The organism is Brevibacterium spongiae (genome assembly GCF_026168515.1).
Lineage (GTDB): Bacteria > Actinomycetota > Actinomycetes > Actinomycetales > Brevibacteriaceae > Brevibacterium > Brevibacterium spongiae.
Genome location: NZ_CP093443.1, coordinates 1,664,632 through 1,688,218, shown reverse-complemented (window position 1 = coordinate 1,688,218; position 23,587 = coordinate 1,664,632). Strand labels below are relative to the sequence as shown.

The 23,587-nt window shown below is 64.6% G+C and carries 29 protein-coding genes; 13 read left to right on the top strand and 16 right to left on the bottom strand.

What is annotated here, in order from left to right; genetic code table 11:
• The first annotated feature begins 32 nt into the window (after positions 1-32).
• From L1F31_RS07560 to L1F31_RS07545, 4 genes are read left to right on the top strand one after another with little or no spacing between them, the layout of a single operon-like run.
• Positions 33-611, top strand: a complete 579-nt coding sequence (locus L1F31_RS07560) for a hypothetical protein (protein ID WP_265420029.1) — start codon at positions 33-35, stop codon at positions 609-611.
• A 36-nt stretch (positions 612-647) separates the two neighbouring features.
• The gene (locus tag L1F31_RS07555) at positions 648-1,253 is read left to right on the top strand and encodes a 1-acyl-sn-glycerol-3-phosphate acyltransferase (protein ID WP_265420028.1); all 606 of its coding nucleotides are present in this window, start codon (positions 648-650) and stop codon (positions 1,251-1,253) included.
• 1 nt (position 1,254) lies between these two features.
• The gene (arfB, locus tag L1F31_RS07550; RefSeq protein WP_265420027.1) at positions 1,255-1,698 is read left to right on the top strand and encodes an alternative ribosome rescue aminoacyl-tRNA hydrolase ArfB; all 444 of its coding nucleotides are present in this window, start codon (positions 1,255-1,257) and stop codon (positions 1,696-1,698) included.
• Between the two features lie 46 nt (positions 1,699-1,744).
• Complete coding sequence (locus L1F31_RS07545; RefSeq protein WP_265420026.1) at positions 1,745-2,239, top strand: mycothiol transferase; 495 nt, start codon at positions 1,745-1,747, stop codon at positions 2,237-2,239.
• Here the strand turns inward: L1F31_RS07545 and L1F31_RS07540 are convergent.
• The 3 genes from L1F31_RS07540 to L1F31_RS07530 all read right to left on the bottom strand — a co-directional run bounded on the left by L1F31_RS07540 (position 2,232) and on the right by L1F31_RS07530 (position 4,739).
• A complete protein-coding gene (locus tag L1F31_RS07540; protein ID WP_265420025.1) occupies positions 2,232-3,110 on the bottom strand; it encodes a GNAT family N-acetyltransferase in 879 nt (292 codons plus the stop codon). The two genes, L1F31_RS07545 and L1F31_RS07540, sit on opposite strands and share 8 nt — an antisense overlap.
• Positions 3,111-3,208: 98 nt before the next feature.
• Positions 3,209-4,156 carry an alpha/beta fold hydrolase gene (locus L1F31_RS07535; protein WP_265420024.1) on the bottom strand — a complete coding sequence of 316 codons (948 nt, stop codon included), beginning with the start codon at positions 4,154-4,156 and terminating at the stop codon, positions 3,209-3,211.
• 79 nt (positions 4,157-4,235) lie between these two features.
• On the bottom strand, positions 4,236-4,739 hold the full coding sequence (locus L1F31_RS07530) for a nucleoside deaminase (protein ID WP_265420023.1): 504 nt from the start codon (positions 4,737-4,739) through the stop codon (positions 4,236-4,238).
• 28 nt (positions 4,740-4,767) lie between these two features.
• On the opposite strand from L1F31_RS07530, the gene L1F31_RS07525 reads away from it, so the two are divergent.
• Complete coding sequence (locus L1F31_RS07525; RefSeq protein ID WP_265420022.1) at positions 4,768-5,244, top strand: phage tail protein; 477 nt, start codon at positions 4,768-4,770, stop codon at positions 5,242-5,244.
• Positions 5,245-5,249: 5 nt separating this feature from the next.
• Here the strand turns inward: L1F31_RS07525 and L1F31_RS07520 are convergent, their stop codons facing one another.
• The 6 genes from L1F31_RS07520 to cmtR form a co-directional block, all read right to left on the bottom strand.
• Positions 5,250-5,690 carry a YtoQ family protein gene (locus L1F31_RS07520; protein WP_265420021.1) on the bottom strand — a complete coding sequence of 147 codons (441 nt, stop codon included), beginning with the start codon at positions 5,688-5,690 and terminating at the stop codon, positions 5,250-5,252.
• Between the two features lie 167 nt (positions 5,691-5,857).
• The gene (locus L1F31_RS07515; protein WP_265420020.1) at positions 5,858-6,211 is read right to left on the bottom strand and encodes a DUF1801 domain-containing protein; all 354 of its coding nucleotides are present in this window, start codon (positions 6,209-6,211) and stop codon (positions 5,858-5,860) included.
• A gap of 221 nt (positions 6,212-6,432) precedes the next feature.
• Positions 6,433-7,662: an alpha/beta hydrolase gene (locus L1F31_RS07510; protein ID WP_265420019.1), complete on the bottom strand. Its 1,230-nt coding sequence runs from the start codon at positions 7,660-7,662 to the stop codon at positions 6,433-6,435.
• Between the two features lie 138 nt (positions 7,663-7,800).
• The gene (locus L1F31_RS07505; RefSeq protein ID WP_265420018.1) at positions 7,801-8,109 is read right to left on the bottom strand and encodes a hypothetical protein; all 309 of its coding nucleotides are present in this window, start codon (positions 8,107-8,109) and stop codon (positions 7,801-7,803) included.
• A complete protein-coding gene (locus L1F31_RS07500) occupies positions 8,106-10,019 on the bottom strand; it encodes a heavy metal translocating P-type ATPase (protein ID WP_265420017.1) in 1,914 nt (637 codons plus the stop codon). Before L1F31_RS07500 ends, L1F31_RS07505 begins: the two co-directional genes overlap by 4 nt.
• The gene (cmtR, locus tag L1F31_RS07495; protein WP_265420016.1) at positions 10,016-10,375 is read right to left on the bottom strand and encodes a Cd(II)/Pb(II)-sensing metalloregulatory transcriptional regulator CmtR; all 360 of its coding nucleotides are present in this window, start codon (positions 10,373-10,375) and stop codon (positions 10,016-10,018) included. Before cmtR ends, L1F31_RS07500 begins: the two co-directional genes overlap by 4 nt.
• 226 nt (positions 10,376-10,601) lie before the next feature.
• Here cmtR and L1F31_RS07490 point away from each other — a divergent pair, with 226 nt between their 5' ends.
• Together L1F31_RS07490 and L1F31_RS07485 are read left to right on the top strand one after the other, a co-directional pair.
• Positions 10,602-10,904, top strand: a complete 303-nt coding sequence (locus L1F31_RS07490) for a hypothetical protein (protein WP_265420015.1) — start codon at positions 10,602-10,604, stop codon at positions 10,902-10,904.
• Positions 10,905-10,929: 25 nt separating this feature from the next.
• Positions 10,930-11,802 carry a CPBP family intramembrane glutamic endopeptidase gene (locus tag L1F31_RS07485; RefSeq protein ID WP_265420014.1) on the top strand — a complete coding sequence of 291 codons (873 nt, stop codon included), beginning with the start codon at positions 10,930-10,932 and terminating at the stop codon, positions 11,800-11,802.
• A gap of 205 nt (positions 11,803-12,007) precedes the next feature.
• Here L1F31_RS07485 and L1F31_RS07480 read toward each other — a convergent pair whose 3' ends face one another.
• From L1F31_RS07480 to ychF, 5 genes are all read right to left on the bottom strand, one after another.
• Positions 12,008-12,337, bottom strand: coding sequence for a nucleotidyltransferase family protein (locus L1F31_RS07480; RefSeq protein WP_265420013.1), 330 nt, complete (start codon positions 12,335-12,337; stop codon positions 12,008-12,010).
• Between the two features lie 345 nt (positions 12,338-12,682).
• Positions 12,683-13,522: an ornithine carbamoyltransferase gene (locus tag L1F31_RS07475; RefSeq protein WP_265420012.1), complete on the bottom strand. Its 840-nt coding sequence runs from the start codon at positions 13,520-13,522 to the stop codon at positions 12,683-12,685.
• A 5-nt stretch (positions 13,523-13,527) separates the two neighbouring features.
• Positions 13,528-13,833, bottom strand: a complete 306-nt coding sequence (locus L1F31_RS07470) for a HigA family addiction module antitoxin (RefSeq protein ID WP_265420011.1) — start codon at positions 13,831-13,833, stop codon at positions 13,528-13,530.
• Positions 13,808-14,089, bottom strand: a complete 282-nt coding sequence (locus tag L1F31_RS07465) for a type II toxin-antitoxin system RelE/ParE family toxin (protein WP_265420010.1) — start codon at positions 14,087-14,089, stop codon at positions 13,808-13,810. Before L1F31_RS07465 ends, L1F31_RS07470 begins: the two co-directional genes overlap by 26 nt.
• Before the next feature lie 40 nt (positions 14,090-14,129).
• Positions 14,130-15,215: a redox-regulated ATPase YchF gene (gene ychF, locus L1F31_RS07460; RefSeq protein WP_265420009.1), complete on the bottom strand. Its 1,086-nt coding sequence runs from the start codon at positions 15,213-15,215 to the stop codon at positions 14,130-14,132.
• A 72-nt stretch (positions 15,216-15,287) separates the two neighbouring features.
• Between ychF and L1F31_RS07455 the strand changes: the two genes are divergently transcribed.
• Positions 15,288-16,484: a DNA recombination protein RmuC gene (locus tag L1F31_RS07455; protein WP_265420008.1), complete on the top strand. Its 1,197-nt coding sequence runs from the start codon at positions 15,288-15,290 to the stop codon at positions 16,482-16,484.
• A gap of 73 nt (positions 16,485-16,557) precedes the next feature.
• On the opposite strand, the gene L1F31_RS07450 is transcribed toward L1F31_RS07455, so the two are convergent.
• Positions 16,558-17,574 (bottom strand): 4-hydroxy-3-methylbut-2-enyl diphosphate reductase, encoded by a 1,017-nt coding sequence (locus L1F31_RS07450; protein WP_265420007.1) that lies wholly within the window; start codon positions 17,572-17,574, stop codon positions 16,558-16,560.
• A gap of 92 nt (positions 17,575-17,666) precedes the next feature.
• Between L1F31_RS07450 and xseA the strand changes: the two genes are divergently transcribed.
• Together xseA and L1F31_RS07440 are read left to right on the top strand one after the other, a co-directional pair.
• Positions 17,667-18,998 carry an exodeoxyribonuclease VII large subunit gene (gene xseA / locus L1F31_RS07445; protein ID WP_265420006.1) on the top strand — a complete coding sequence of 444 codons (1,332 nt, stop codon included), beginning with the start codon at positions 17,667-17,669 and terminating at the stop codon, positions 18,996-18,998.
• 108 nt (positions 18,999-19,106) lie between these two features.
• A complete protein-coding gene (locus tag L1F31_RS07440; RefSeq protein ID WP_265420005.1) occupies positions 19,107-19,343 on the top strand; it encodes an exodeoxyribonuclease VII small subunit in 237 nt (78 codons plus the stop codon).
• A 94-nt stretch (positions 19,344-19,437) separates the two neighbouring features.
• Here the strand turns inward: L1F31_RS07440 and L1F31_RS07435 are convergent, their stop codons facing one another.
• The gene (locus L1F31_RS07435; protein WP_265420004.1) at positions 19,438-20,007 is read right to left on the bottom strand and encodes a DUF4245 family protein; all 570 of its coding nucleotides are present in this window, start codon (positions 20,005-20,007) and stop codon (positions 19,438-19,440) included.
• A gap of 198 nt (positions 20,008-20,205) precedes the next feature.
• On the opposite strand from L1F31_RS07435, the gene glpX reads away from it, so the two are divergent.
• The 3 genes from glpX to L1F31_RS07420 all read left to right on the top strand — a co-directional run bounded on the left by glpX (position 20,206) and on the right by L1F31_RS07420 (position 23,495).
• Complete coding sequence (gene glpX / locus L1F31_RS07430; protein ID WP_265420003.1) at positions 20,206-21,330, top strand: class II fructose-bisphosphatase; 1,125 nt, start codon at positions 20,206-20,208, stop codon at positions 21,328-21,330.
• Between the two features lie 69 nt (positions 21,331-21,399).
• Entirely contained in the window at positions 21,400-22,026 is a 627-nt protein-coding gene (locus L1F31_RS07425) for a carbonic anhydrase (protein ID WP_265420002.1), read from the top strand.
• 65 nt (positions 22,027-22,091) lie between these two features.
• Positions 22,092-23,495, top strand: coding sequence for a class II fumarate hydratase (locus L1F31_RS07420; protein WP_265420001.1), 1,404 nt, complete (start codon positions 22,092-22,094; stop codon positions 23,493-23,495).
• Positions 23,496-23,587: the final 92 nt, after the last annotated feature.

Below are 23,587 nucleotides of genomic sequence, written 5' to 3'. Positions count from 1 at the left end.
GCCTGCTGCCTGCCGCCGGTATCCTGATGCCTATGCTCGAGGACCTCTCGCCCGCCGCCGTGGTGCGTCGGCTCGACCGTGGACAGCAGGTCACCATTCCCTCATCGACTCGGCACATCATCTTCACCCTGGCCGTCGCACTCATCGTCGGGCTCGGGCTGCTCGCCGCCTTCGTCTGGATCGTTACCGCCACGATCAGCGACGGCCGCAGCTGGTGGCTGATCATCGTCAATCTGCGCATGTGGGCGTTCGTCATCGGCATCATCGGCTGCCTCATCGTCGCTCCGATCGGTGTGGTCATGCGCTTGCGCCGTCGTGAGTCCCTCGTCCTCTCCCCTACGGGCGTCGCGTTGGCCCGCAACGGACGGATACTTCCCACCACGCTGCTGCCCTGGCACGACATCGACGCTGTCGTGTTCGAACGTGCTGTCTCCCGCGGGCCGAAGGTGCTCGCTTATATCCTCACCGAGGAGGCGACCCGGCGTCTGCGCGGACGGAGCCTCAACCCGCGGCAGATCGTGCGCAACGGGTTCGCCCTCAGCCACCGTCGGCTCTACCCGGTGCTGAAAGCCGCCCATGACCGGTTTTCGGCACGACCCCAGCGTCGTTGACAAGCTCACCCATTCGCGTACTCTACCGTTGAGTTCATGATCCGACGCCTCCTCGCCCGCGCCTTCTGGACTTTCAGCAAGTGGAAGCTCGTCACCGAGCCCGCACCGAACCGACCGACCATCCTCATCGGGGCACCGCACACCTCGAATTGGGATTTCGCGGTCATGCTCGCGATCGCCTGGCGCCTGCGCGTCGACGTCCACTGGCTGGGCAAGCATTCGCTGTTCACCGGGTGGCGCGGACCGATCATGCGCGGCCTCGGAGGGATCCCCGTCGACCGAACCGATCCCAGCAAGATCGTCGCCGAGGTGGTCGACCGTGTCCGTGCCGGTGAGGTCTTCGCCCTCGTCATCACCCCCGACGGCACCCGCGGCGGGCACACGCATTGGAAGTCCGGGTTCCATCGCATCGCTATGTCGACCGGAATGCCTGTGACCTTCGGGTATCTGGATTCCGTCACCCGCACGACGGGGCTGGGCCCGACCGTGGAGATGACCGGGGACATCGGCGCCGATATGGACCGGATCCGCGAGTTCTATGCCGATAAGCACGGCATCCGTCCGCAGCAGCAGATCACGCCGAGGCTGCGCGAAGAGGGTGCTGCCGGTGACGATCGCGAAGGCGAAACGGAGCAGAGCTGAGATGGACGGCGATCTGCGTGTCCCGGCGGGGCCCGGGATCCCTGCCGGACTCATCGTGCCCGCCGCCGAACTCACCGAACAGTTCTCCCGCTCATCGGGCCCAGGCGGCCAACATGTCAACACCTCGGATTCCCGAGTGCAGCTGAGCCTGGATCTGGCGACGGCTTCGTTCCTCTCCGAGACTCAGCGCGAGCGCGTCATACAAGCCTTGGCGCCGAGGCTATCCGGCACGGTGCTCACCGTGGCCTCGGAGAAGCAGCGATCACAGCTGAAGAACCGACAGGACGCGCGTATCCGCCTGGCGCAGCTGCTCCGAGACGCGCTCGCGCCCCCGACTCCACGGCGAGCGACGAAACCCTCGCGCAATTCCCGCCGTCGCCGCGTCCGAACCGAGCAGCGCCGGTCGGAGATCAAACGCAATCGGCGCAAGCCCCGTCCTGACTGAACCCCCCGGGGTGACACGGCTTGCCTCGAAGAGCAGAATGGGCGGCATGAACAGCATCGAGATTCTCACCGACCTGGCCCAGCGTCCCGGGCAGGCGGCCGACGCGCTGCCCAAACTCTCCGCAGACCAGCTCAACGACCACCTCGGCGGTCATCCGAATTCGGTGGCCTGGCTGCTGTGGCACAGCGGACGTGAAGTCGACGTCCAGCTGACCGACCTCACGGGACAGCCTGAGCAATGGGAGCGATTCCGGGACCGCTTCGACCTGGGCGAGGCAGGTGACGGCTTCGGTCTCGGGCACACTCCGGAGCAGGCGGCGCAGATCCGTGTCGAGAATCAGCAGCTGCTCGTCGACTATCTCAAGGCCACCTTGAACGCGTTCACCGAATACCTGAATACCCTCACCGAGGCGGACCTCGACGAGGTCATCGACGAGAACTGGACTCCGGTGGTCACTCGCGGCGTCCGTCTGGTCTCGATCATCGACGATGCCGCCCAGCACGTCGGACAGGCGGCGTTCGTCGCCGGGGCGTTCACCTGATCCGCTCGGACCGAATATGGTCAGGACGGCGGAAGTCCATGACCTCGCCGAGGATGCTCATCCCGGCCGACCGATATGCGGCGACGGCGGCGGTGTTCGATGATGGGGTGGCCACGGTGATGCTCGAGGCTCCCATGTCGCGCAGCGCAGCGGCGGCGGCGCGCGCCATGTCGACGCCGAAGCCGAGCCCCCTGTGGTCGCTGTGCACGCCCAGGGGTTCGATGATGCCGGGCCGACCAGGTCCAGCTGACCAGACGGTCGTCGCTCCGGCCGCTTCGCCGTCACTGGTGTACCCGACGAGGCATCGCGCCTGCCGATAGGCGCAACCGGCGGCCATGTCCTGCCAGCGGTCGTGAGTCAGTGAGGCGCCGGGGAACGCGGAGGCTTCGACTGTGATGCGGTCGTCGATGTTCCCTGGTTCGACGACGTCGATCGTCAGGGACACAGGCGGGATCGGGTCGTCCAACGATCGGTGCAGCAGGGTCCACGGTTCGTCGGATGTCCATCCCGCCTCGGCGAGGGCGGTCTGCAGGGCCGGCCCGAAACGGGCTTCGGCGATGCCTGTGCCGGCAGGGAGCAGATCGGACAGATCGCCGACGAGGTCGGACACGATAGCGTCGGCGATCGTCTTATCATCGGCGTGGTCGGGGGCAATGGCCATGCGGATGAGTTCGGTTTCGTCGAGGAACCCGATGGCGGCGATCTCATCACCGATCGTCCACACACGCAGTGCGCCGGCCAGGGCGTCGGCGCCGAATCGCTGGTACCACCCCAGGTCGCCGGGGTGGACCTGCACTGGAAGTCCTTCGCGCTGCCAGGAGGCTGTCGTGGCGATGATGTCAGGCAGGTCGGCTGTGGAAGGTGTCAGCATCGTCATCATCTCTGTCGCATGGCGACTGTTCAGCGGTTCGAGGAGGAGACGTTCGGATCTCCGTTGCGGCGGGCCAGTCCATCGGGGGACCTTCTCATTCATTGTCGAGCTGTGACTCGGGTGGCGAAATCGACGGTCTCTGCCTCCGCCTCGTCGCGGGTGGTCGGTTCGTTGTGCACTTCGTGGCGGACTCCGGTGAAGACGCGTGTGCGCACATCACTATGGCCGGTCGTTCGGAGTCGATTGGCGACGTGATAGGCGCCTTCACCGTAGTTCGCCACGGGGTCCTGATCTCCGGCGAGGATGAGCACGGGCAGGCCGGTCGGGATCGTCTGGTACCAGTCGTCGGCGTTGGCTGCATCGTAGACGTCGACGAACCCCTGGAGGAATCGGGCGCTCATCGGCGCGCCGAAGTTGTTGAACGGGTCGCGCCCATGGTCGGCGACGACATCGTCGTCGAGGGCCACCCACGCGGTGGGACCGGCGTCCGGGCCGAAGCGTTCGATGAATCCGTCGAAGAGCTGGCCCACCAGATGTTCGGCTGCCGGTTCTGCACGACGGTCGCCGGTGGCCGCCTCGGCGAGTTCGTCCCGGTCGATGGTCTGGTCGATCCCGCGCATCTGCGCGGCGACTCCGCACAGGGCGAGCCCGTCGAGGCGACTCGCCGGGTCGGAGGCCATGACTCGGGCGATCATCGATCCCCAGCTGTGGCCGAACACGACATACGGCAGGTCGGGCAGGATCTCACGGGCCTTGCGCTGCAGCGTCAGTTCGTCGGCGACGACGACTCGGGCAGCCTCGTCGCCGGCATCGACCCAGATTCCTGACTGCATGGCCGTCCGGCCGTGACCGGAATGGTCATCGGCGACGACCGCGAATCCGGCGTCGAGGAGGGCGGTGATGAGGTGGAGGTAGCGGCGGGAGTGCTCGCCGAGGCCATGGATGATGTGGACGACGGCGTGTGGTTCGGTGGTCGGCGTATGGAGCCAGCCGAAGATCGTGTCGCGGTCGTTGTGGGAGGTGAACTCGATTTCGTACAGGGCCAAGACTGGACTCCTCTGTGGGCACCGTCATCGGTGGTCGGGATGGACAGCGGCTCAGTTGCCGATCACTCTAGCTCAGTGTTCAGGGTTCGACCCCGTGCAGCCGAGCCTGCAGGGCTCGCACGCGTTCGCTGAGTTCCGGGTCGGGTCCGGCGACTTCGATTCCGGGTGCGACCGCGCGGATCGGCAACGGGAGAACCGGGCCGGCTGCGATACCCCATTCCTGCTGCCAAGCGGTGAGCTGTTCGCTGCTGCTGGCAAAGACGATGCGCCCGAGTCCGACCCAGGCGTGGGCGGCCGAGCACATCGGGCAGTGTTCGCCCGAGGTGTACACGGTCGATTCCGACCGCTCATTCGGGGCCAGGTGCGCTGCCGCCCAGCGCGCGATTTCGAACTCGGGATGGCGGGTGTGGTCGCCTCCTGCGACGCGGTTGCGATCGGCGAAGAGTTCGCGGCCGTCGGCGGAGACGAGCACGGAGCCGAAGGGTTCGTCACCGGCATCGAGTGCAATGCGTGCCAGATCCACACAGCGTTCGAGGTGTCTGCGGTCATCATCATTGAGATCGAGGTGTGCCATGGTCATCATCCAACCACATCGGGCCTATTCTTATCCCATGCCAATCGATGCTGTGTCATTCACCGACGTCACCACCGAAGGTCTCGAGTCCTCCCCCGTCGCCGAGGCGCTCGCCGGCCTGCGTGCCAACGAGTCGCGGTACTTCTCCACCAAGTACAAGCACACGTTCACCGTCGCCCCGGCTGCTGAGTCCCCGGAGGCACTGGCGTGGGTTGAGGAGATCCTCGCCTCCGAACGAGACATCGTTCCCACTTCGCCGGCCCTCGAGGTCAGCATCAACGATGTGGACGGCATCTTCTGGGTGCACGTCTTCTACGAATCGGGGCTGGCGATCAACGTGCTCTGGACCCGCGCGGACGACGGAAAACGCGCAGTCGGCTTCAAACTTTCGCAAGGTATGGATGTGCCGCCCGAGCTCTCAGCATTCAAGTTCGCCCGTCAGAAGTCGAAGCTCGCAGGAGAGATCCGCGGTTCGTTCTTCAAGATCAAGGGAGACCATCCCCTGCCGTCGTGAGCCGGTCAGGCTGTGAGAACGTAGCGCAGAGTCTCGACCACCTGATCGGTCGTCTGGCACCAGGCCTTTGCTTCGGCATCGACTTCCTTGAGCGGGTGAACGATGTCAGCATCGTGGAGAGTCACATAAGGAGTGCCGAGCGCCGCACAGTATCCGGCGTCGAAGGCGGCGTTCCACTGTTTGTACTTGTCACCGAAGCGCACGACGACCACATCGGCCTTTTCGATCAGGGTCCGCGTGCGGATGGCGTTGATCTTCGCCGACTGGTGGTCTCGCCAGAATGAGCTGCCGTTCTCCCCGAGGTGATCACCGGCCGCATCGCTGGCGGGATGGTCGGTCACGGGTGCGGTGAATTCGATATCCAGGCCGGCCGCCTCGGCGCCGCGCTCGATTTCTTCGCGCCACTCGGTATGGATCTCACCGGACAGGTAGACGGAGAAACTCATGTCGATCATTCCTCTTTCTGATGGCAGGTGGGACCGTTTCGTCCCCTCTGCCCCCACCATAGCCAATCGGAGGTCAGACATTCAGAGCCGACCACGCGGCTGAGTCCTGAGCACAGACATCGCACGAAGTGTCGTCTGCCGGACTCAGCCGCGTCGGGTCGTCACCGTCAGGAGGTGGCCGTCCTGACGATCTCCGCAATGCGGTCCTCGGCGGCTTCGTCGATGGTCTCGAAATACCAGGCGGCGGGCATCAGCGTTCCGTCGGAACCGCCGGCCGGGGTGAGTTCGACCTTCTCGGTGAGGGCGAGGTTGACGCGCTCGTCATTGCGCAGTGTCACCAGCGCAGGAGTGCTCGCGGATAGGGCGTAGGCCGGCATGCCGTACCAGATCCGCGGCTTGAGACCAGGGGCGACGGTCACGATGATCTCGTGCACTCGCTGCATGAGCGATCGTTCCGGTTCGTCCATCTTTGCGATCTTGTCGATCACCTGGGACAGGTTCTTCTCGTCTTTGGTCGTCATGTCATGTCCTTACGTCAGCCGGTGTGTCGCACCGGCGGTTGAAGACGGCGCCTGAATGCGCCGCACCCCATTTGGACATGTTCCGGGCCGACCGGAGCTCTCCGCAATGATTCAGGCGTATATACCTGGAAGTGCCGGCAACTGTACGTGCTGCCGATTCCCACGATACCGGCATCGACGTCGGACCGCCAGGAGAATCGAGAGCGCCGACGACTGCATGACTAGCGAAGTCGCTCGGAAAGATAAGCCTCTGCGATGCTCAGGTGTCCCTGGCTGCCGATGGAGTTCTTCGCCGGCTGCGGATACGCATGATTCGACAGTGGGATCTCCACGGTCTCCACGTCGACCCCGCGGTCGCGGGCGGCGTCAGCCCATGCGAGCTGGTCGGCGGGTGTGATGACGTCATCACGCATCGCCGTCATCACCAACATCGGCGGAGCGGAGGCAGAGAGGTGGGAGAGGGGATTCACCGCGGCGTAGCGCTTCGGGAATTCCTCGGGAGTGCCGCCCGTGAAACTGGTCGCAAAGATGCGCGTGCCGGTGCCTGCACCCGGGCCGGCGGGGGCGTTCTCGTAGAGACCAGTCACGTCGAACGCCGGGTAGTCGGCGACGACCGCCGCCGGAACAGGAACTTTCCCACCACACGACGACTCGGCGACGCCTTCGGCAGCGGCGCCGGCAGTGTTGGCGACCATGTTGCCTCCGGAGCTCTCAGCCCAGAATGCGAGTCGTTCCATATCGGCACCGAGTGTGTCTGCGTGGTCCTGTATCCACGTCGCCGCACACGCTACCTGTGAAGGCGCGCTCTGCCAGGTCGCGTTGTTCTGGGTGGCGAGTTCGTACTCGACCGACACGACCACGTAGCCGTGGTCGGCGAGCTCACGAAGCTCGGAGCTCGATGCGTCCGGGTCGCCTGCGATCCAGCCGCCTCCATGGACGAACATGATCGTCGGTGCGGGGCCACTGACCCCCTCGGGTTCGTAGATGGACAGGGACAGATCGTCCCCGGACTCGGTCGTCTCGTACACTTCCTGACGATCGGGCTTCGCCGCGTCCATCGCGGAGAGCCAGAATGTTGCGGTGAAGAGGTTCACCGCTCCACCGGCCGAAGTGATTGCGCTGATGAGAATCATGACGACCGCGATATTCGCGACCATGCCGATTCCACCGAGCGAGGCTGCAATGGTGCCGGTGCGTCGATAGCCTCTCCGTGCTGCCAGGATTCCGACGACGAGCACGATGATTCCCGCCAGAGCAACGATCGGTGCCACGGTGGGCGCAAACTTAGACGCAGCGGCGCTGAGGGGACCAAGCCCGGGAATAAGCGATGCGAGTCCGATGATCACGGCGATCGCGCCGAGGGCAAGGACAAGGACGAGCACGACCGTCCAGAGCATCTTCGCGGCGCCCCCTGGTATCGGGTGACGTTGCGAACTCGTGCTGTCGGTCATCTTCAATCCTCAACTTTCGATCTTTCAGAAGGACATGTCATCTTCACCAGATCTCATCGTTGCGATCATCAGCTCACGCCAGCGCTCACTATAGTGCACACGCGCGGCATATATGGGGACGACGGATTGCGACCGACGTCAGGGAGCGATCGCGCGCAGCGCTTCCTCTGCCTGATCCTGCGTCGGTGCGCCGGCAAACCCGTCCCCTGTGGCATAGACGCGGCATGCCAGCGAGCGAACCGGTGTCGTGGGGAACAGGTCGACACCGTCGACGAGGATCGTGGGCGACCCGCCGAACGGTGTGCTCGTCGCCTCGACCTCGTTGCGGATCGTGACCAGTCTGATCGGCACGTCGCTGAGTCCGTGAGCATCCAGTGCGGCACGCACGTTGGCTTCGGCGATACCTGTGTTCGGGCAGTCGAGGATGTGCAGCAGTTCGACCTTCATGTGTGCTGTTCCTTTCGGGTCCGTGCAGCGCGCAGGCCGTTGAGAATCACGATCACCTCTGCGATCTCGTGGACGAACACCACAGCGGCAAGCCCCAGGACACCGAAGAGTGCGAGCGGCAGCAAGGCTGTGATGATCAGGAGCGACAGAATGATGTTCTGGTTGATGATGCGGCGTCCTCGGCGGGCATGGTCGAACGCGCGCGGGATCAGGTGCAGGTCGTGGCCGGTGAAGGCGAGGTCCGCGGACTCGATCGCGGCGTCGGAGCCTGTCGCGCCCATCGCGATGCCGACATCCGCCGCGGCGAGGGCCGGGGCGTCATTGATCCCGTCACCGATCATCGCCACTGCTCCCTTCCGGCCGAGTTCTCTGATCGCTGCGGCTTTGTCCTCGGGCCGCAGTTCGGCACGCACGTCGCCGATCCCGGCCTGCGCTGCCAGGGCGCGAGCGGTGCGGGGGTTGTCTCCGGTGAGCATCGTGACCCCGATGCCCTGGGCGGCGAGCGTGTGGACGACCTCACGGACCCCGGGGCGCAGCTCGTCGCGGACGCCTATTGCGGCGACCGGGACGTCGTCGCGATGGACGATCACCACGGTCATGCCCTGCTCTTCCAGGCCCGTGATCTGGTCGCCGAGCATGCCGGAGTCGAGCCAACGGGGACTGCCCACTGTGATTCGTGCCCCGTCGACCGTGCCTTCGACGCCGTGACCTGCCTGTTCGGTCACGTCCTCGGCTGCCGGAACCCCCGGCGCGGCGGCGGTGATCGCGGACGCGAGAGGATGTGTGCTGTGCTGCTCGAGCGCCGCAGCCCACGCCAGAACTTGTGCTTCGGTTACGCCATCCGCGGTGAGGACCGCGGTCACGGTGGGCTCGTTGCGGGTCAGTGTGCCGGTCTTGTCCAGGGCCACGTGGCGGATTGTCCCGAATCGTTCGAACGCAGCGCCGGACTTGATGATCACGCCGAACTTGCTCGCGGAACCGATCGCGGCCACCACGGTCAGCGGCACCGCGATGGCCAATGCGCACGGGGACGCCGCGACGAGCACAACCAGCGCGCGGGTGATCCACAGCTGCGGGACGCCGAGCAGCGCCCCGATCACAGCGACGAGAGCCGCGAGGATGAGTACCCCGGGCACCAGCGGTCGGGCGATGCGGTCGGCAAGGCGAGCGCGGTTCCCCTTCTCCGTCTGCGCCCGCTCCACCAGTTCGACGATCGTGGTCAGCGAGTTGTCAGTGCCCGCCGCGCTCGCCTCGACCTCCAGCGCACCTGCCGTGTTGATCGCTCCGGCCGACACGGCATCGCCGGGCTCGACTTCGACCGGGATCGACTCACCGGTGATCGCGGACGTGTCGAGACTGGAGCGTCCTGTTCGAACGATGCCGTCTGTCGCGATTCGCTCCCCCGGGCGTATGAGCATGAGGTGCCCGATGGTCAAGTCCTCCGCGGCGATTTCAACCGATTCGCCGCCTCGGCGGATGGTGGAGGTTTCTGGGACGAGGCTGAGCAGCGCCCGCAGCCCTACGCGGGCACGGTCCATCGCTTTGTCTTCCAACGCCTCGGCGATCGAATAGAGGAATGCCAAGGCAGCGGCCTCCTCGACATAGCCGAGGATCACCGCTCCGACCGCGCTGATCGTCATCAGCAGGCTGATTCCCAGCTTGCCCTTGAACAGCTTGCGGATCGCTCCAGGGGTGAAGGTCGACGCGCCAAGCAGCAGACCGATCCAGAACACCACCAGCGCTGGCGTCTCCGCGCCCGTCCATTCGAGAGCAAGGCCGATGCCCAAAGCGACACCGGAGCAGACGGGGATCATGATCTCACGGTCTCGCCACCACGGGCGTTCGTGCTCCTGCTCTGCTGCTTCACCGACGATGGTCTCAGGGTCGCCGCAGCCGCAGGCCGCGCTCATGCACTCGTCTCCGTGTCACAGCAGCCGGGAACGGCACATTTGGAGTCCACGCACGGCGCGTGATCGTCAACAGCCAGCGTCACGTCCACGAGTGCCGTGAGTGCCGCCGCGAGGTGCGGGTCGGCGATCTCGTAGCGCGTCTGCCGCCCCTCGGGCTCGGCGACCACGATGCCGCAGTCGCGCAGGCACGTCAGATGGTTCGACACGTTCGAACGGGTCAGTTCCAGCTCGCGCGAGAGCACCGCGGGGTAGCTCGGGCCATCGAGCAGGGTCATCAGGATACGGGAACGCGTCGGGTCGGCCATGGCCCGACCGAGTCGGTTCATGACGTCGAGGCGAGAAGCAATGGTCAGCATACACTGAACTATACAGTGTCCGCTGACTTATTTTCGCCGACCCGACCCGTCCCGCTCCAGCCTCCCGCAACCGCGCCGTTGATCTTCGTCCATCCGGCCAGCAGCTCCACGCACGACATCCTTCCAACACAGTGTGTTACTTTATTACCGAGCCGCACCAACACAGTGTGTTACCACGGAGCGTGAGGAGATAACCGTGTTTCAGCGTTGGCAGCACCGTCGTGCCGTGAGGCGCGTCGAGCCGGGCGACGGCCCGGAACTGCAGCGGTTCCGCTGGTGGCAATTCCCCGGCGGCGCGCACTTCCACCTGAAATACAGAGAGGCTCGGGGTGAACCTCGCAGGTACTCGGATGACGTGCGCCACTGGGTGAATCAGTCGTCCAGCGAGGTCAAAGCACAACTATACGAATCGGGCATCCAGGCGGCCGCTGGGAGAATCCCGAACGCCTTCCCTGTCAAAGGCGGAGTCATCGAGGGAGCCATGAGTGGCTCCGACATGGAGCGCTGCCACCATGCCGCCGGCAACTGATCACAACCACCGAGAGGGGACCACGATGGCGAACGATCCGCAGATCAACCGACCGTACGGTGCTCACCTGCACCTGGCGCGGTGGAGATCAGCGCTGCTCGTCGTAGGCATCCTGATTCTGTTCTTCGCCCTGCAGTTCGCCTTCTACGCCGCGTCCTCCCTCATCGACGGGCGGGAGGACCTGTTCACCCCGGCGATGACTCCGACGACCCAGCTGGCGAACAACCTCAGCGTTGCCGCAACCGCGCTGATCGCGCTCCTTCTGACTGCACGGACCGCTCGGGTGCCCTGGCGCAGACTGCTCACCCATCCACGCGGCATCGACCTGCGCCGCCTCGGCCGCTACGGAGTCCTCTCCCTCACACTCGTCGCGGCCGGTGCGGGTGCCACGGCGCTGCTTGCTCCCGAGGCGACGGGATGGGTGGGGTTCGGCATCACCGGGACGACGGTCGCACTTCTGGCGGTGTCGGTCCTGACCGCGCCGCTGCAATCCGCGGGTGAGGAGCTGATCTTCCGCGGCTCGCTGATGCCCGCGATCGCGTCATGGGTTCGACCGGCTCGGCCAGCACTCATCGCTGGGATCGCCGGCTCCACCATCCTGTTCGCCCTCGTGCACGTCTCGTTCGACCCGTGGCTGTTCGCCTACTATCTCGTCTTGGGTCTCGGAACTGCGGTCATGGCCGTGGTCAGCCGCGGCCTCGAAGCATCGATCGCGTTCCATGTCGCCAACAACCTCGTCACTTCGACGTTGAACACCGTGCTCGCCGGCGGCGAGACGCCCGCTTTCGATCGCGACGTCGGTGCTGGCGGACCTTCTTACCTCATACTTATGGCCGTGAACGTTGCCGTCGTCGCGGTGGTGTGGTGGCGGGAACGCGCGGCCCGACCACGTCGATGATCGCTGATAGCGGACCAGACCTCATCGAGCGACAGTGACCGATCGTTCTTCTCGAGGCAGCTCAGGCACTTTCGCCGACCCTCAACGAGGTTCGACGGCTCGCTGGATGAGATTCTCCCCGCTGGTGCCCCTGCTCTGATCATCTCGACGCCCGATGCTGGACGTTGAACAAGCACATCAGCAATGCGCTGGGAGGGATCGCGGCTCACAGTGCGACAGCATCGACGAGCGCTGAGGCCGAGATCGGGCGTTTGATCAGCTGGGCTGGGAAGACGTCGATATCGTCGCGGCCGAACAACTCTCGAGCCTCCTCCATGAGCCCGGACGCCCGCATGAGCAGGTTCCCATCCGCGGGGTCCATCTCGACGAGGATGTCGATGTCCGAACCCGTGTGCGCTGTTCCGCGAGCGACGGATCCGAAGAGCTTCGGGTTCGTCGCGCCGTACCGGTCGAGGAGCACCTGGAACTCATCGCGACGCACGGCGAGAAGCTCGCGCAGGGCGAGAGTCTCTGGTGTCACTGTGGCCTCAGACATGCTCTCAGGATACCGGTCGACCGAGGGATTGGTTACGACTCAGCAGGCTGGCCGGCAGAAGCTCGTGGACTTCGCCGGTCGTGACGAATCCGGCAGCCTGATACGAGGCAACCACAGCAGGGTTCGACGACGGCGTGGCCTCCGCGGCGCTCGATCAGCTCAGGGCAGCCGGGGCCAGCCGACCAGAACGTCGTCTCGGCCACGCGCGCTCACGCGCGGGTCCCTGCTCGAGCACGGCCGCAGTCCGGACCGTCGGATCCGCCGGTCGCGGCAAACTTGTGGTCGTGCGGGGCCGGCTCACACGTTGAAGCGGAACTCCACAACGTTCCGTCACGTAGGACCATCTCAGTCAACCAACGCTCGAGCCATCACTGCCTGTTGAACAGGCAGGAGAAAACGCTTGAACTCGTAGCCGACAAAGGCGCTGTGCACCACGGCATCCGGACTGACCTCTCGCCCTCGAATGAACGGAGGGCAAGGCACCAATCGCACTCCTCGTGGAGCGGTATCGAGCAGTTCGGCTGTCACACGATACGGAACGAGCGCCTCGGCGTGGGGACCGGGACCATCCGTGATCACCACGTCGGCAGTCAGCATGGCACTGCGCAGGCTCTCCTCCCAGAGCATGCCGGGGACGCGCAAATCAGGTGGGCAACTCTGCCTTATGTCGAGGCCGAATGCCTGGGCGGCCTCCCACCACGCTCTGGCGATGTTTCCATCAGCGCCCACGAACAGGTACCGCAACTGCGCGATGTCGGCATCGCGCGAGAGCGCGTAGAGATCCGAAATCACTTCGCACGGATGGTTCACGTTCGTCATCGCGTTGATGACTGGCAACGCATCCCCTGATGCCAGCCCCTCCAGCACTCCGATGTCAGGATGCCGCACGACGACGAGGTCGACCCATTGCGCGAGATACCCCGCGACGTCCGCTAGGTCTTCTGCCTTGTCGAGAGACTCAGGCGGAAACGCAATCGGCTGGATCCCCATGAGGTTGGCACCGCGCTCGAAGGAGACGCGCGTGCGCAGACTCGACGGCGGAAAGAACACAGCCGCCGCTGCGTCGAATCGCGGGCCCACCCCCGCCACATATCGGTCGGTTAATGCAAAGAGTTCTTTGAGTTCCTTGGAATCCCAATCACGCAGCGAGAGCAGGTGCCGCCCGTTGACGGCATCCTCACTCACGCAACCTACAGCGGAGTGATTGCGGCGATCTGCTCAGACACTCGATCTTCAGCGAGTTCCAGCTCATAGTGCGCCTGCAGGTTGAGCCAGAACTGAGGGTCAATTCCGAAGTAGCGCCCGAGACGCAAAGCCGTGTCAGCCGTGATCGCTCGCTTGCCGTGCACGATCTCATTGATGCGGCGTGGCGGCACGCCGATCGAGACCGCGAGCTTGTTCTGAGTGATCCCGAAGCCCTTGATGAAGTCCTCCATGAGCACCTCACCCGGGTGCACTGGATCCCACCGCTCAGTGGTAGTCGACGAGTTCGACATCTTCTGCACCTCCTTCTGTCCAGGTGAAACAGATCCGCCACTGATCGTTCACACGGATACTGTGCTGCCCCGTACGGTCACCCTTGAGCAGCTCCAACCAATTTCCGGGAGGCACACGCAAGGAGTCAATGAACCTAGCAGCGTGAATCTGCGCCAGCTTTCGGATGGCGGCCTTCTGAACACAGGGATCGATCGACGGCACCTTGTCGCGGTGCCATAGCCGCTCGGTCGCCTTGTCAGCAAAGGACCTGATCACATTTAAAGCATGCCACGCTTAACGCGCCGCGCCAATAACGCTAGACGTTAAATCGGAACTCCACCACGTCACCATCGACCATGATGTAGTCTTTGCCTTCCATCCGGACCTTGCCGGCGGACTTCGCGGCAGCCATCGAACCGTTCGCATCGAGATCATCGAAGGACACGATCTCGGCCTTGATGAAGCCCTTCTGGAAGTCGGTATGGATGACTCCGGCCGCCTCGGGGGCGGTGGCTCCCTTCGGGATCGTCCACGCACGCGATTCCTTCGGCCCCGCGGTCAGGTAGGTCTGCAGGCCGAGGGTGTCGAAGCCGACTCGGGCGAGCTGGTCGAGTCCGCTCTCCTCCTGGCCGGTCGATTCGAGCATCTCCCGGGCTTCGTCCTCGTCGAGTTCGGCGAGTTCGGATTCGAACTTCGCGTCGAGGAAGATCGCCTCGACCGGCGCCACGAGGGCCCGCATCTCGTCCTTCTTGCCTTCATCGGCGAGCACGTCGTCGTCGACGTTGAACACGTAGAGGAAGGGCTTGACAGTCATGAGCTGCAGCTCACGCAGGTCGCTGACGTCGAACTTGTCGGCCTGCATCGCCTGGTACAGCGTCTTGCCGCCTTCGAGGATCTCGGTGGCGGCGTCGATCGCGGTCAGCTGTTCGGCGGGAGCGCGCTTGCCTTTGACTTCCTTCTCGATCCTGGGCCGTGCTTTCTCCAAGGTCTGGAGGTCGGCGAGGATGAGTTCGGTGTTGATCGTGTCGATGTCATCGGCCGGGCTGATCTCGCCGTCGACGTGGACGACATCGTCATCGACGAATCCACGGATCACCTGGCAGATCGCGTCGGCTTCGCGGATATTGGCCAGGAACTGGTTGCCCAGGCCCTCACCTTCGGAGGCGCCGCGGACGATTCCGGCAATATCGACGAAGTCCACGGTGGCGTTGAGGATCCGCTCGGAGCCGAAGATCTCCGCCAACCGCGTCAGCCGGGCGTCCGGCAGCGGGACCACGCCCACGTTCGGTTCGATCGTCGCGAACGGGTAGTTCGCCGCGAGAACTTGGTTCTTGGTCAGTGCGTTAAACATGGTCGACTTGCCGACATTGGGCAGTCCCACGATTCCGATAGTCAAAGCCACGGTACCCAAGTCTAGCCGTCGCCGAGGTGGTCCTCGAATTCTCGTGTCCGTGCCCTCTGTCACCCTGGAGTCATGAATGCTTTCCCCGCATCCGCAGTCATCATCGCCTTCGTCGTGGCGATCGTCCTCGCCACCGTCCTCGGGTTCCTCCTCGGACGCTCGCTCACCCGTTCCCGCTATCTCGAGAGGCTCACTCGAGCGGAGACGACCTCGCGCATCCTGTCCGAACGGACGGAGGACCTCGAAGCAGATGCGCAGATGGCCGGTGAGATCACCGCAGCCATCGGCCCATTGGCCGCAAGCGTGAAGAACCTGCAGGAGAATCTCCATGCTCAAGACCGCACACAGGTCCAGCAGATCACTCGACTGAACTCGCAGATCGGCCATCTCAGCCAGCAGAACCTCCGCCTCCAGGAATCGACCGGGTCCTTGGCCAACGCCCTGAACTCGACGACTCACCGCGGCGACTGGGGCGAGGTCCAGCTCAAGCGCATCGTCGAATATGCGGGGCTCCTCCCCCACGTCGACTTCGACACCCAGGTCAGTGCGAACCGGGACGGCCAGCGCCACCGCCCCGACATGGTCGTCCACCTGCCCGGCGGCGGCACGATTGTCATCGATGCGAAGACGCCTCTGTCTGCGCGCATGAACGCAGAATCCGCCGAGGCGACCGGCAGTGACTCGGACGGTCACGACCATGCCCGAGCGCTGCTGCGACATGTCGATGCGCTGGCGTCGAAGGAGTATTGGAAGTCCTTCGACTCCTCCCCCGATTTCGTCGTCTGCTTCGTGCCCACCGATGGCCTGCTCTCCTCGGCCGCCGCGAGCTACCCGAAGATGATCGATCATGCTCTGGGGAAGAACGTGGTCCTTGCGTCCCCGGCGACGCTGCTGGTGCTGCTCAAGACCGTGGCCCTCAATTGGAGACAGGCCGATATGTCGACCTCTGCTGCTGAGGTGCTGCGACTGGGCACTGAGCTGTACGAGCGCATCGGCACGCTCGTGAGTCATGTGTCGCGGATGGGGGCGAGCCTCGATCGGTCGGTGGAGGACTACAACAGGTTCGTCTCGTCCTTGGAATCCCGGTTCCTCGTCACCGCCAGGAAGTTCCCGTCGACGGGAATCGTCGCCGATGAACTTGACGCTGTCGCCGAACTCGATAGGCGTGCAAGAGGCATCAGTGCCGAGGAACTCACCCGCGGACGCTCGGCGGGCTTCGACGACGGCGGTCCGACCGATATTCGCAATCGCCAGACGGGAACGAGCTGAGATCGGCGGCCGGCCTCAGCGGAGGTGATACGAATCGCTCACATCTCAGCGGTTCGCTCACGCACCAACTGGATCAGCTGAGCTTACGCAGTTCCTTCGGCAGGGAGAAGATGAGGTCCTCTTCGGCGGTGACGACCTCGTCGACCGCACCGAAACCGTAGTCGGCCAGGAGCCCGAGAACGTCCTGGACGAGGTTGTCCGGAACGCTTGCACCCGAGGTGACTCCGACGGTGGCGACGTCATGGAACCAGGTCTCGTCGATCTCACGCGCGAAGTCGACGCGGTGGGCCGCCTTCGCCCCATGCTCGAGAGCGACCTCGACGAGGCGCACAGAATTCGAGGAGTTCGCCGAACCGACGACGAGGACGAGGTCCGCCTCGGGGGCGATCTTCTTCACCGCGACCTGCCGGTTCTGGGTGGCATAGCAGATGTCATCGCTGGGCGGGTTCTTCAGGTGCGGGAAGCGTTCGCGCAGGATCTCGACCGTTTCCATCGTCTCGTCCACACTCAATGTCGTCTGGGAGATCCACACCAGCTTCTCGGCGTCAGGCACTTCGACCGTGCGCGCATCCTCGGGACTCTGCACCAGGGTGATGTCATCCGGGGCCTCTCCCATGGTGCCTTCGACTTCCTCGTGGCCGGCATGGCCGACGAGCAGGATCCGAAAGCCGTCGCGAGCGAACCGGACCGCTTCTTTGTGCACCTTCGTCACCAGGGGGCACGTGGCGTCGATCGTGGACAGGGACCGTTCGGCCGCCTCGGCGTGGACGGTCGGTGAGACTCCGTGCGCGGAGAATACGACTCGTGCGCCCTCGGGCACTTCGTCGGTCTCGTCGACGAAGACGGCGCCGCGTTCGGACAGGGTCTCGACGACATGACGATTGTGCACGATCTCCTTGCGCACGTAGATCGGGGCACCGAAGTGTTCGAGGGCACGTTCGACGGCGATGACCGCTCGGTCGACCCCGGCACAGTAGCCTCGCGGAGCGGCGAGCAGCACCCGCTGCTCAGCTCCTGCGGGAGTGCGGATCTCGCTGGCGGGCACACGCCTGCGCGGAATCGTCGGGGTCGGTACGGAAACGGCAGTCACTCTGACAGTCTAAGCCGGAGGCACCGATCGCGGCCAGGAATGGGCTGTGTCCGTGCCGTTCGCTAGGCTTGGGGTTCGGAAGGGGACTTACCATGGCGCAACGAATTTCCGGCACTCCCGGCACGCTCGGCGAGACCGTCGAGCCGAAGGAGCTCGCGGCCACCGCGGCGGAGACCACCGCGGAGAACCCGTGGCCGCTGAGTCTTCTCTCCTCGAAGATGAAGTCCTATATCGACCGCATGTCGAGCGTGTGGATCGAAGGTCAGGTCGTCGAGCTCAATCACCGCGGCAAGGCCAGCTACCTCACTCTGCGTGACACCGATGTCGAGATGTCCCTGCCGGTTCAGATCTGGAAGAACGTCCTCGACCGCACGGGTGCGCCGCTGACCGAGGGCAGCCATGTCGTCGCCAATCTCAAAGCCGACTTCTGGACGAAGACCGGACGCCTGACCATGCGCGCCAACGACATTCGCGCCGTGGGCCTCGGGGAGCTCCTCGCCCGTCTGGAGCGGCTGAAGAAGCAGCTGGCCGCGGAAGGACTCTTCGACCCCGCCCGCAAACTGCGGCTGCCGTTCCTGCCCAACCGGATCGGACTCATCACCGGTCGGGACTCCGACGCGCAGAAAGATGTCGTGCGCAATGTGCATCTGCGGTGGCCGGCCGCGGAGTTCGAGATCCGCAATTGCGCGGTCCAGGGCCCCGACGCGGTGCCCGGCGTGATGAAGAACCTCGCGGAACTCGACGAGGACCCGGAGATCGACGTCATCGTCATCGCACGCGGCGGCGGCAGCATGGAGGATCTTCTGCCGTTCTCCAACGAGGCTCTCGTGCGCGCCGTGTCCGCAGCCCGGACCCCGGTGGTCTCAGCGATCGGGCATGAAGCCGACCGTCCCATCCTCGACGAAGTCGCCGATATGCGCGCTTCGACCCCGACGGATGCGGCCAAGCGGATCGTGCCCGATGTCGCCGAGGAGGGCATGAACCTGCTGCGCGCTCGGGCGGAGCTCGAGGCCGCCGTCCACCGCATCCTCGACCGCGAGCAGGAGATGCTCACCGCCGTGCGCTCCCGTCCGGTGCTGGCCGAGCCGCAGACGCTGATCACTGCGCATGAGAACGAACTGGCGATGGTCCGCCGCCGCAGTCTGCAGGCGACGACCGGACTGGTCAATCAGGCGCAGAACGAAATCCACCATCTGCGTTCACAGGCTCGTTCGCTCTCTCCCCTGCGCACCCTCGAACGCGGGTATGCCGTTGTGCAGACAGATGCCGGTCAGGCCGTGCGCAGCGCTGCCGAAATCGAGACCGGCGATACGGTGCATGTGCGCGTCGCCGACGGCCGCTTCGATGCCGCTGTCACCGAGGTCGCCCCCGATGCCGATTCCCCAGACGCAGCGCCGGATTCCGACGACGGCGCCGAGGGCTGACGACGCGGGGAACCGACGGCTCACCGGAGGGTCCCAGTTCCCTGAACCTGTCTCGGGCCCACCCCAACAGACCACCACCGATCCGCCGATTCTATGGAGGAGACACCGATGACCGAACCGACCACACAGCAGGATCAGCCCGACATCACCGCTCTCAGCTATGAGCAGGCTCGCGAAGAGCTCGTCATGACCGTCAAACGACTCGAGACGGGAAATCTGCCGTTGGAAGAGTCTCTGCGACTGTGGGAGCGCGGTGAGGCGCTGGCCGATCGCTGCCAGTCATGGCTCGACGGGGCCAAGGAGCGGCTCGACAAGGCGCGCAAGGAAACCGCCGCCGACGATTGAGCACCAACTGGCGGTTTCCCTCCGGCAGAGCGCACGGGCGCGGGGCTCAACACCTGTCCCGGCGGTATGGCCCGACGCTAGCCGAGCCGACGCCTCACTTGAGCTGTGCGGCGATCTGGTCGGCGAAGGAGTTGACCGTGTCGGGCGCGGCGGTCGCAGTCAGGACGACATAGACATCGCCCTTGTTGGTGATCCAGAATTCCTTCGCCTCATCGGTGCGGTAGATCTGGAAGTCGGCGCCCCCGACGGTGACCTTTTCGGCGGCCACGGCGTCATCGGTCTTCTTCTTCGCCCAGTTCTCACTCGCTCGGGCCTGCTCGATGCTCACCCACTGGTCCTCGGAACCGATGAACGACATGTACCACGAGGTGTACTCGGAGTCCTCGAAACGCTCGAGGCTGGCTTCGTTCGACGTCCAGCCGCGCGGAATCTGCGGCACGATGAGATCGAAGTCAGCGTTGCCTTGCGACTGTTCGGCGATTCCCTGGTAGTCGACGACTCGATCGGCGTCGACTTCGGGCTGGGGCGCGAGGAACAGAATTCCCAGCACGACCGCAAGACAGGCGAGGATCGCGATGACCATGTTGACCCAGTTCGAGTTCCTGCGCAGGAAGCGCATCTCTTCCCGGGAACCCGGCAGCATCACTCCGGACTCGTCAGCCATGGACTCTCCCTCAGGGACCCGCGTCGCATCGTCGGCGACTGTTCGGGCGCCCGTCTCGTCGGCAGCATTTCGGACATTCACATCGCCATTGTCCTCGTCCCGCGCGCGAAGAGCCAATTCCCGCTTCGTGAAGTGATCGCGACCACAACACGGTGCCACTGTCGCGACGCCGATCACAGGGGTGGCACAATTGGACGCATGAGTGACTCCAAAGATTCTGTTGACGTGAAATCCCACCATGACCGGGGACGAGTCGACGAGGAGACTCCCCCGGTTGCTGTGACCGACTCCTGGTCGCAGAAGGCACAGGTCAGCGAGGATGCTCCCGACCGCAACCTCGCCCTCGAACTCGTCCGAGTCACCGAGGCTGCGGCCATCGCCGCGGCTCCCTGGGTCGGCCGCGGCGATAAGAACGCCGCCGACGGAGCGGCCGTGGCCGCCATGCGCAATGTCATCTCCACCGTCCGTATGGCCGGCACCGTCGTCATCGGCGAAGGAGAGAAGGACGAAGCACCGATGCTGTTCAACGGCGAACAGGTCGGAGACGGCACCGGCCCGCACTGCGACGTCGCCGTCGACCCCATCGACGGCACCCGTTTGACCGCTCTCGGAATGCCCAACGCGATCTCGGTCATGGCGGTCACCGAGGACGGCGCCATGTACGACCCCTCCGCCGTGTTCTACATGGAGAAGCTCGTCACCGGTCCCGAGGCCGCCGATGCTGTGGATCTGCGGCTGCCGATCGCCGAGAACATCCGCCGGGTCGCCAAGGCGAAGGGAACGAAGGATCCCGCCTCGGTGACGGTGATGATCCTCGACCGCCCCCGGCACCAGCAGATGATCGACGAGATCCGAGCTGCCGGAGCCCGCATCCAGCTGATCACCGACGGAGACGTCGCCGGAGCCATCGCTGCCTGCCGCCCCGGCACCGGAGTCGATATGCTCATGGGCATCGGCGGCACCCCGGAAGGCATCATCACAGCATGCGCGATCAAGGCGCTGGGCGGAGTCATCCAGGGCCGCCTGTGGCCGCAGGATGACTCCGAGCGGAAAGCCGCTGCCGCAGCCGGGCTCGACGTCAACCAGGTGCTCAACACCGATGACCTCGTCACCGGCGACAACAGCTACTTCGTCGCCACCGGCATCACCAACGGCGACCTGCTCGACGGAGTGAAATTCCAAGGCGGACACGTCACCACTCACTCCCTTGTCATGCGATCGAAGTCGGGCACCGTCCGACAGGTCTTCGCCGAGCATCAGGCTGCAAAGACCCACTCCTATGTGGAGGCCGCTGAGGAAGCGGCAAGGCGCGGGCTCATCTGATCTCCCCCTGCCGGACCCGGCCCCGGGTGCGACGAAACCATCTCGACAACGGAAGCAGGTGCGAAAGCGATGCCCAATGAAGCCTGGAATCAACTTCTGGAGGGCAATCGGCGCTTCGTCGACGACGTCCCCCAGCATCCCAATCAGGACACAGCGCGACGAGAAGCCCTGTCGAGTGATCAGAAGCCCTTCGTCACCCTCTTCGGGTGCTCGGACTCACGCGTCGCCGCCGAGATGATCTTCGATGTCGGCCTCGGGGACATGTTCGTCGTGCGCAACGCCGGCCAGGTCGTCGACCCCGTCACGCTCGGGTCCCTTGAGTACGGTGTCGAAATGCTCGGCACTCCCCTGCTCGTCGTGCTCGGCCACGACAGCTGCGGGGCCGTGACCGCGGCCTACAACGCCTACGACACTGGAGAGACTCCCCCGGGATTCATCTCCGACGTCGTCTCGCGCATCCTGCCCACGGTGGCCCGAGCGCGAAAGAACAATCGCACCACCGTCAACGAAACCGTCGCTCAGAACACCATGGACACGGTCGACAAGATCATGCAGCTCTCGACGATCATCAAGACCGCAGTCGAGGAAGGCCGCCTCATCATCGTCGGTCTCACCTATCAGCTCCACGACGGGCGCACGACCGTCGTCGCCCAATACGGCGGCGACGAGGACGCAGTGTCCAGTTACGCTTCCTGAGGTTCGGCCACCTCGGTGGTCGACTTCATCGACATCATCCACACAGCCCACAGGAAAGGAAAAGCATGAGCGAAGAATTCCGCATCGAACACGACACCATGGGTGAGGTCAAGGTCCCGAAGGACGCCCTCTACAGCGCCCAGACCCAGCGCGCCGTCGAGAACTTCCCGATCTCCGGAAAGACCCTCGAATCGGCTCACATCGCCGCTCTCGCCCAGGTGAAGAAGGCCGCAGCAAAGGCCAACCTGGAACTCGGAGTCCTCGACGAGGCTCGCTCCACGGCGATCCAGAATGCCGCAGACAAGGTCATCACCGGTGAGTACGACGCACATTTCCCCATCGACGTCTTCCAGACCGGTTCGGGAACCTCCTCGAACATGAACACCAACGAGGTGCTCGCCTCCCTGGCAACGAAGGCTCTTGAGGCCGACGGCATCAGCGTGCACCCGAACGATCACGTCAACGCCTCGCAGTCCTCGAACGACGTCTTCCCCACCTCGGTGCACGTGGCCGTGACGAAGGCCCTGGTCAACACACTCATCCCGGCCATGAAGACGCTGGCGACCTCGCTGGAGAAGAAGGCCGAGGAGTTCTCCTCCGTCGTCAAGTCCGGCCGCACCCACCTCATGGACGCCACTCCGGTCACGCTCGGCCAGGAGTTCGGCGGATATGCCGCACAGGTCCGGTACGGCATCGAACGCATCGAGGCCTCCCTGCCCCGTGTCGCAGAGGTCCCCCAGGGCGGAACCGCGGTGGGCACCGGAATCAACACCCCCGACGGATTCTCCTCCCGCGTGGTCGAGATCCTCGCCGAGGAGACCGGACTGCCCATCACCGAGGCACGCAACCACTTCGAAGCGCAGGCCAACCGTGACGGACTCGTCGAAGCCTCCGGCCAGCTGCGAACCATCGCCTACGGCTATATGAAGATCTGCAACGATCTGCGCTGGATGGGTTCGGGACCGAACACCGGTCTCGGCGAGATCGCGATCCCCGACCTGCAGCCCGGATCGTCGATCATGCCCGGCAAGGTCAACCCAGTCATCTGCGAAGCCACCATCCAGGTCGCGGCTCAGGTCATCGGCAACGACACCGCTGTGTCGCTGTCGTCGACCAACGGGGCCTTCGAGCTCAACGTCGGCATTCCCGTCATGGCCTCGAACCTGCTCGAGTCCATTCGCCTGCTCGCGAATTCCTCGACCGTCATGGCCGAGAAGATGATCAACGGCCTCACCGCGAATGAGGAGCGTGCCCGCTTCCTCGCCGAGGCGAGCCCCTCCATCGTCACCCCGCTGAACAAGGTGATCGGCTACGAGGCTGCGGCGAAGATCGCCAAGCACGCCGTGGCCAACAAGATGACCGTCAAGGAAGCGACGATCACCCTCGGCTTCGTCGAAGACGGCTCCATCACCGAGGCGGACCTCGACAAGGCCCTCGACGTCACCACGATGATCGGCAACTACAAGTAAGCACCAGAGCTGCCTGATCAGCACATGGCGCCCGGACGGATCCGTCCGGGCGCCATTGCGTGGAGCGTCATGCCGTCTGTGGTCACAGACTC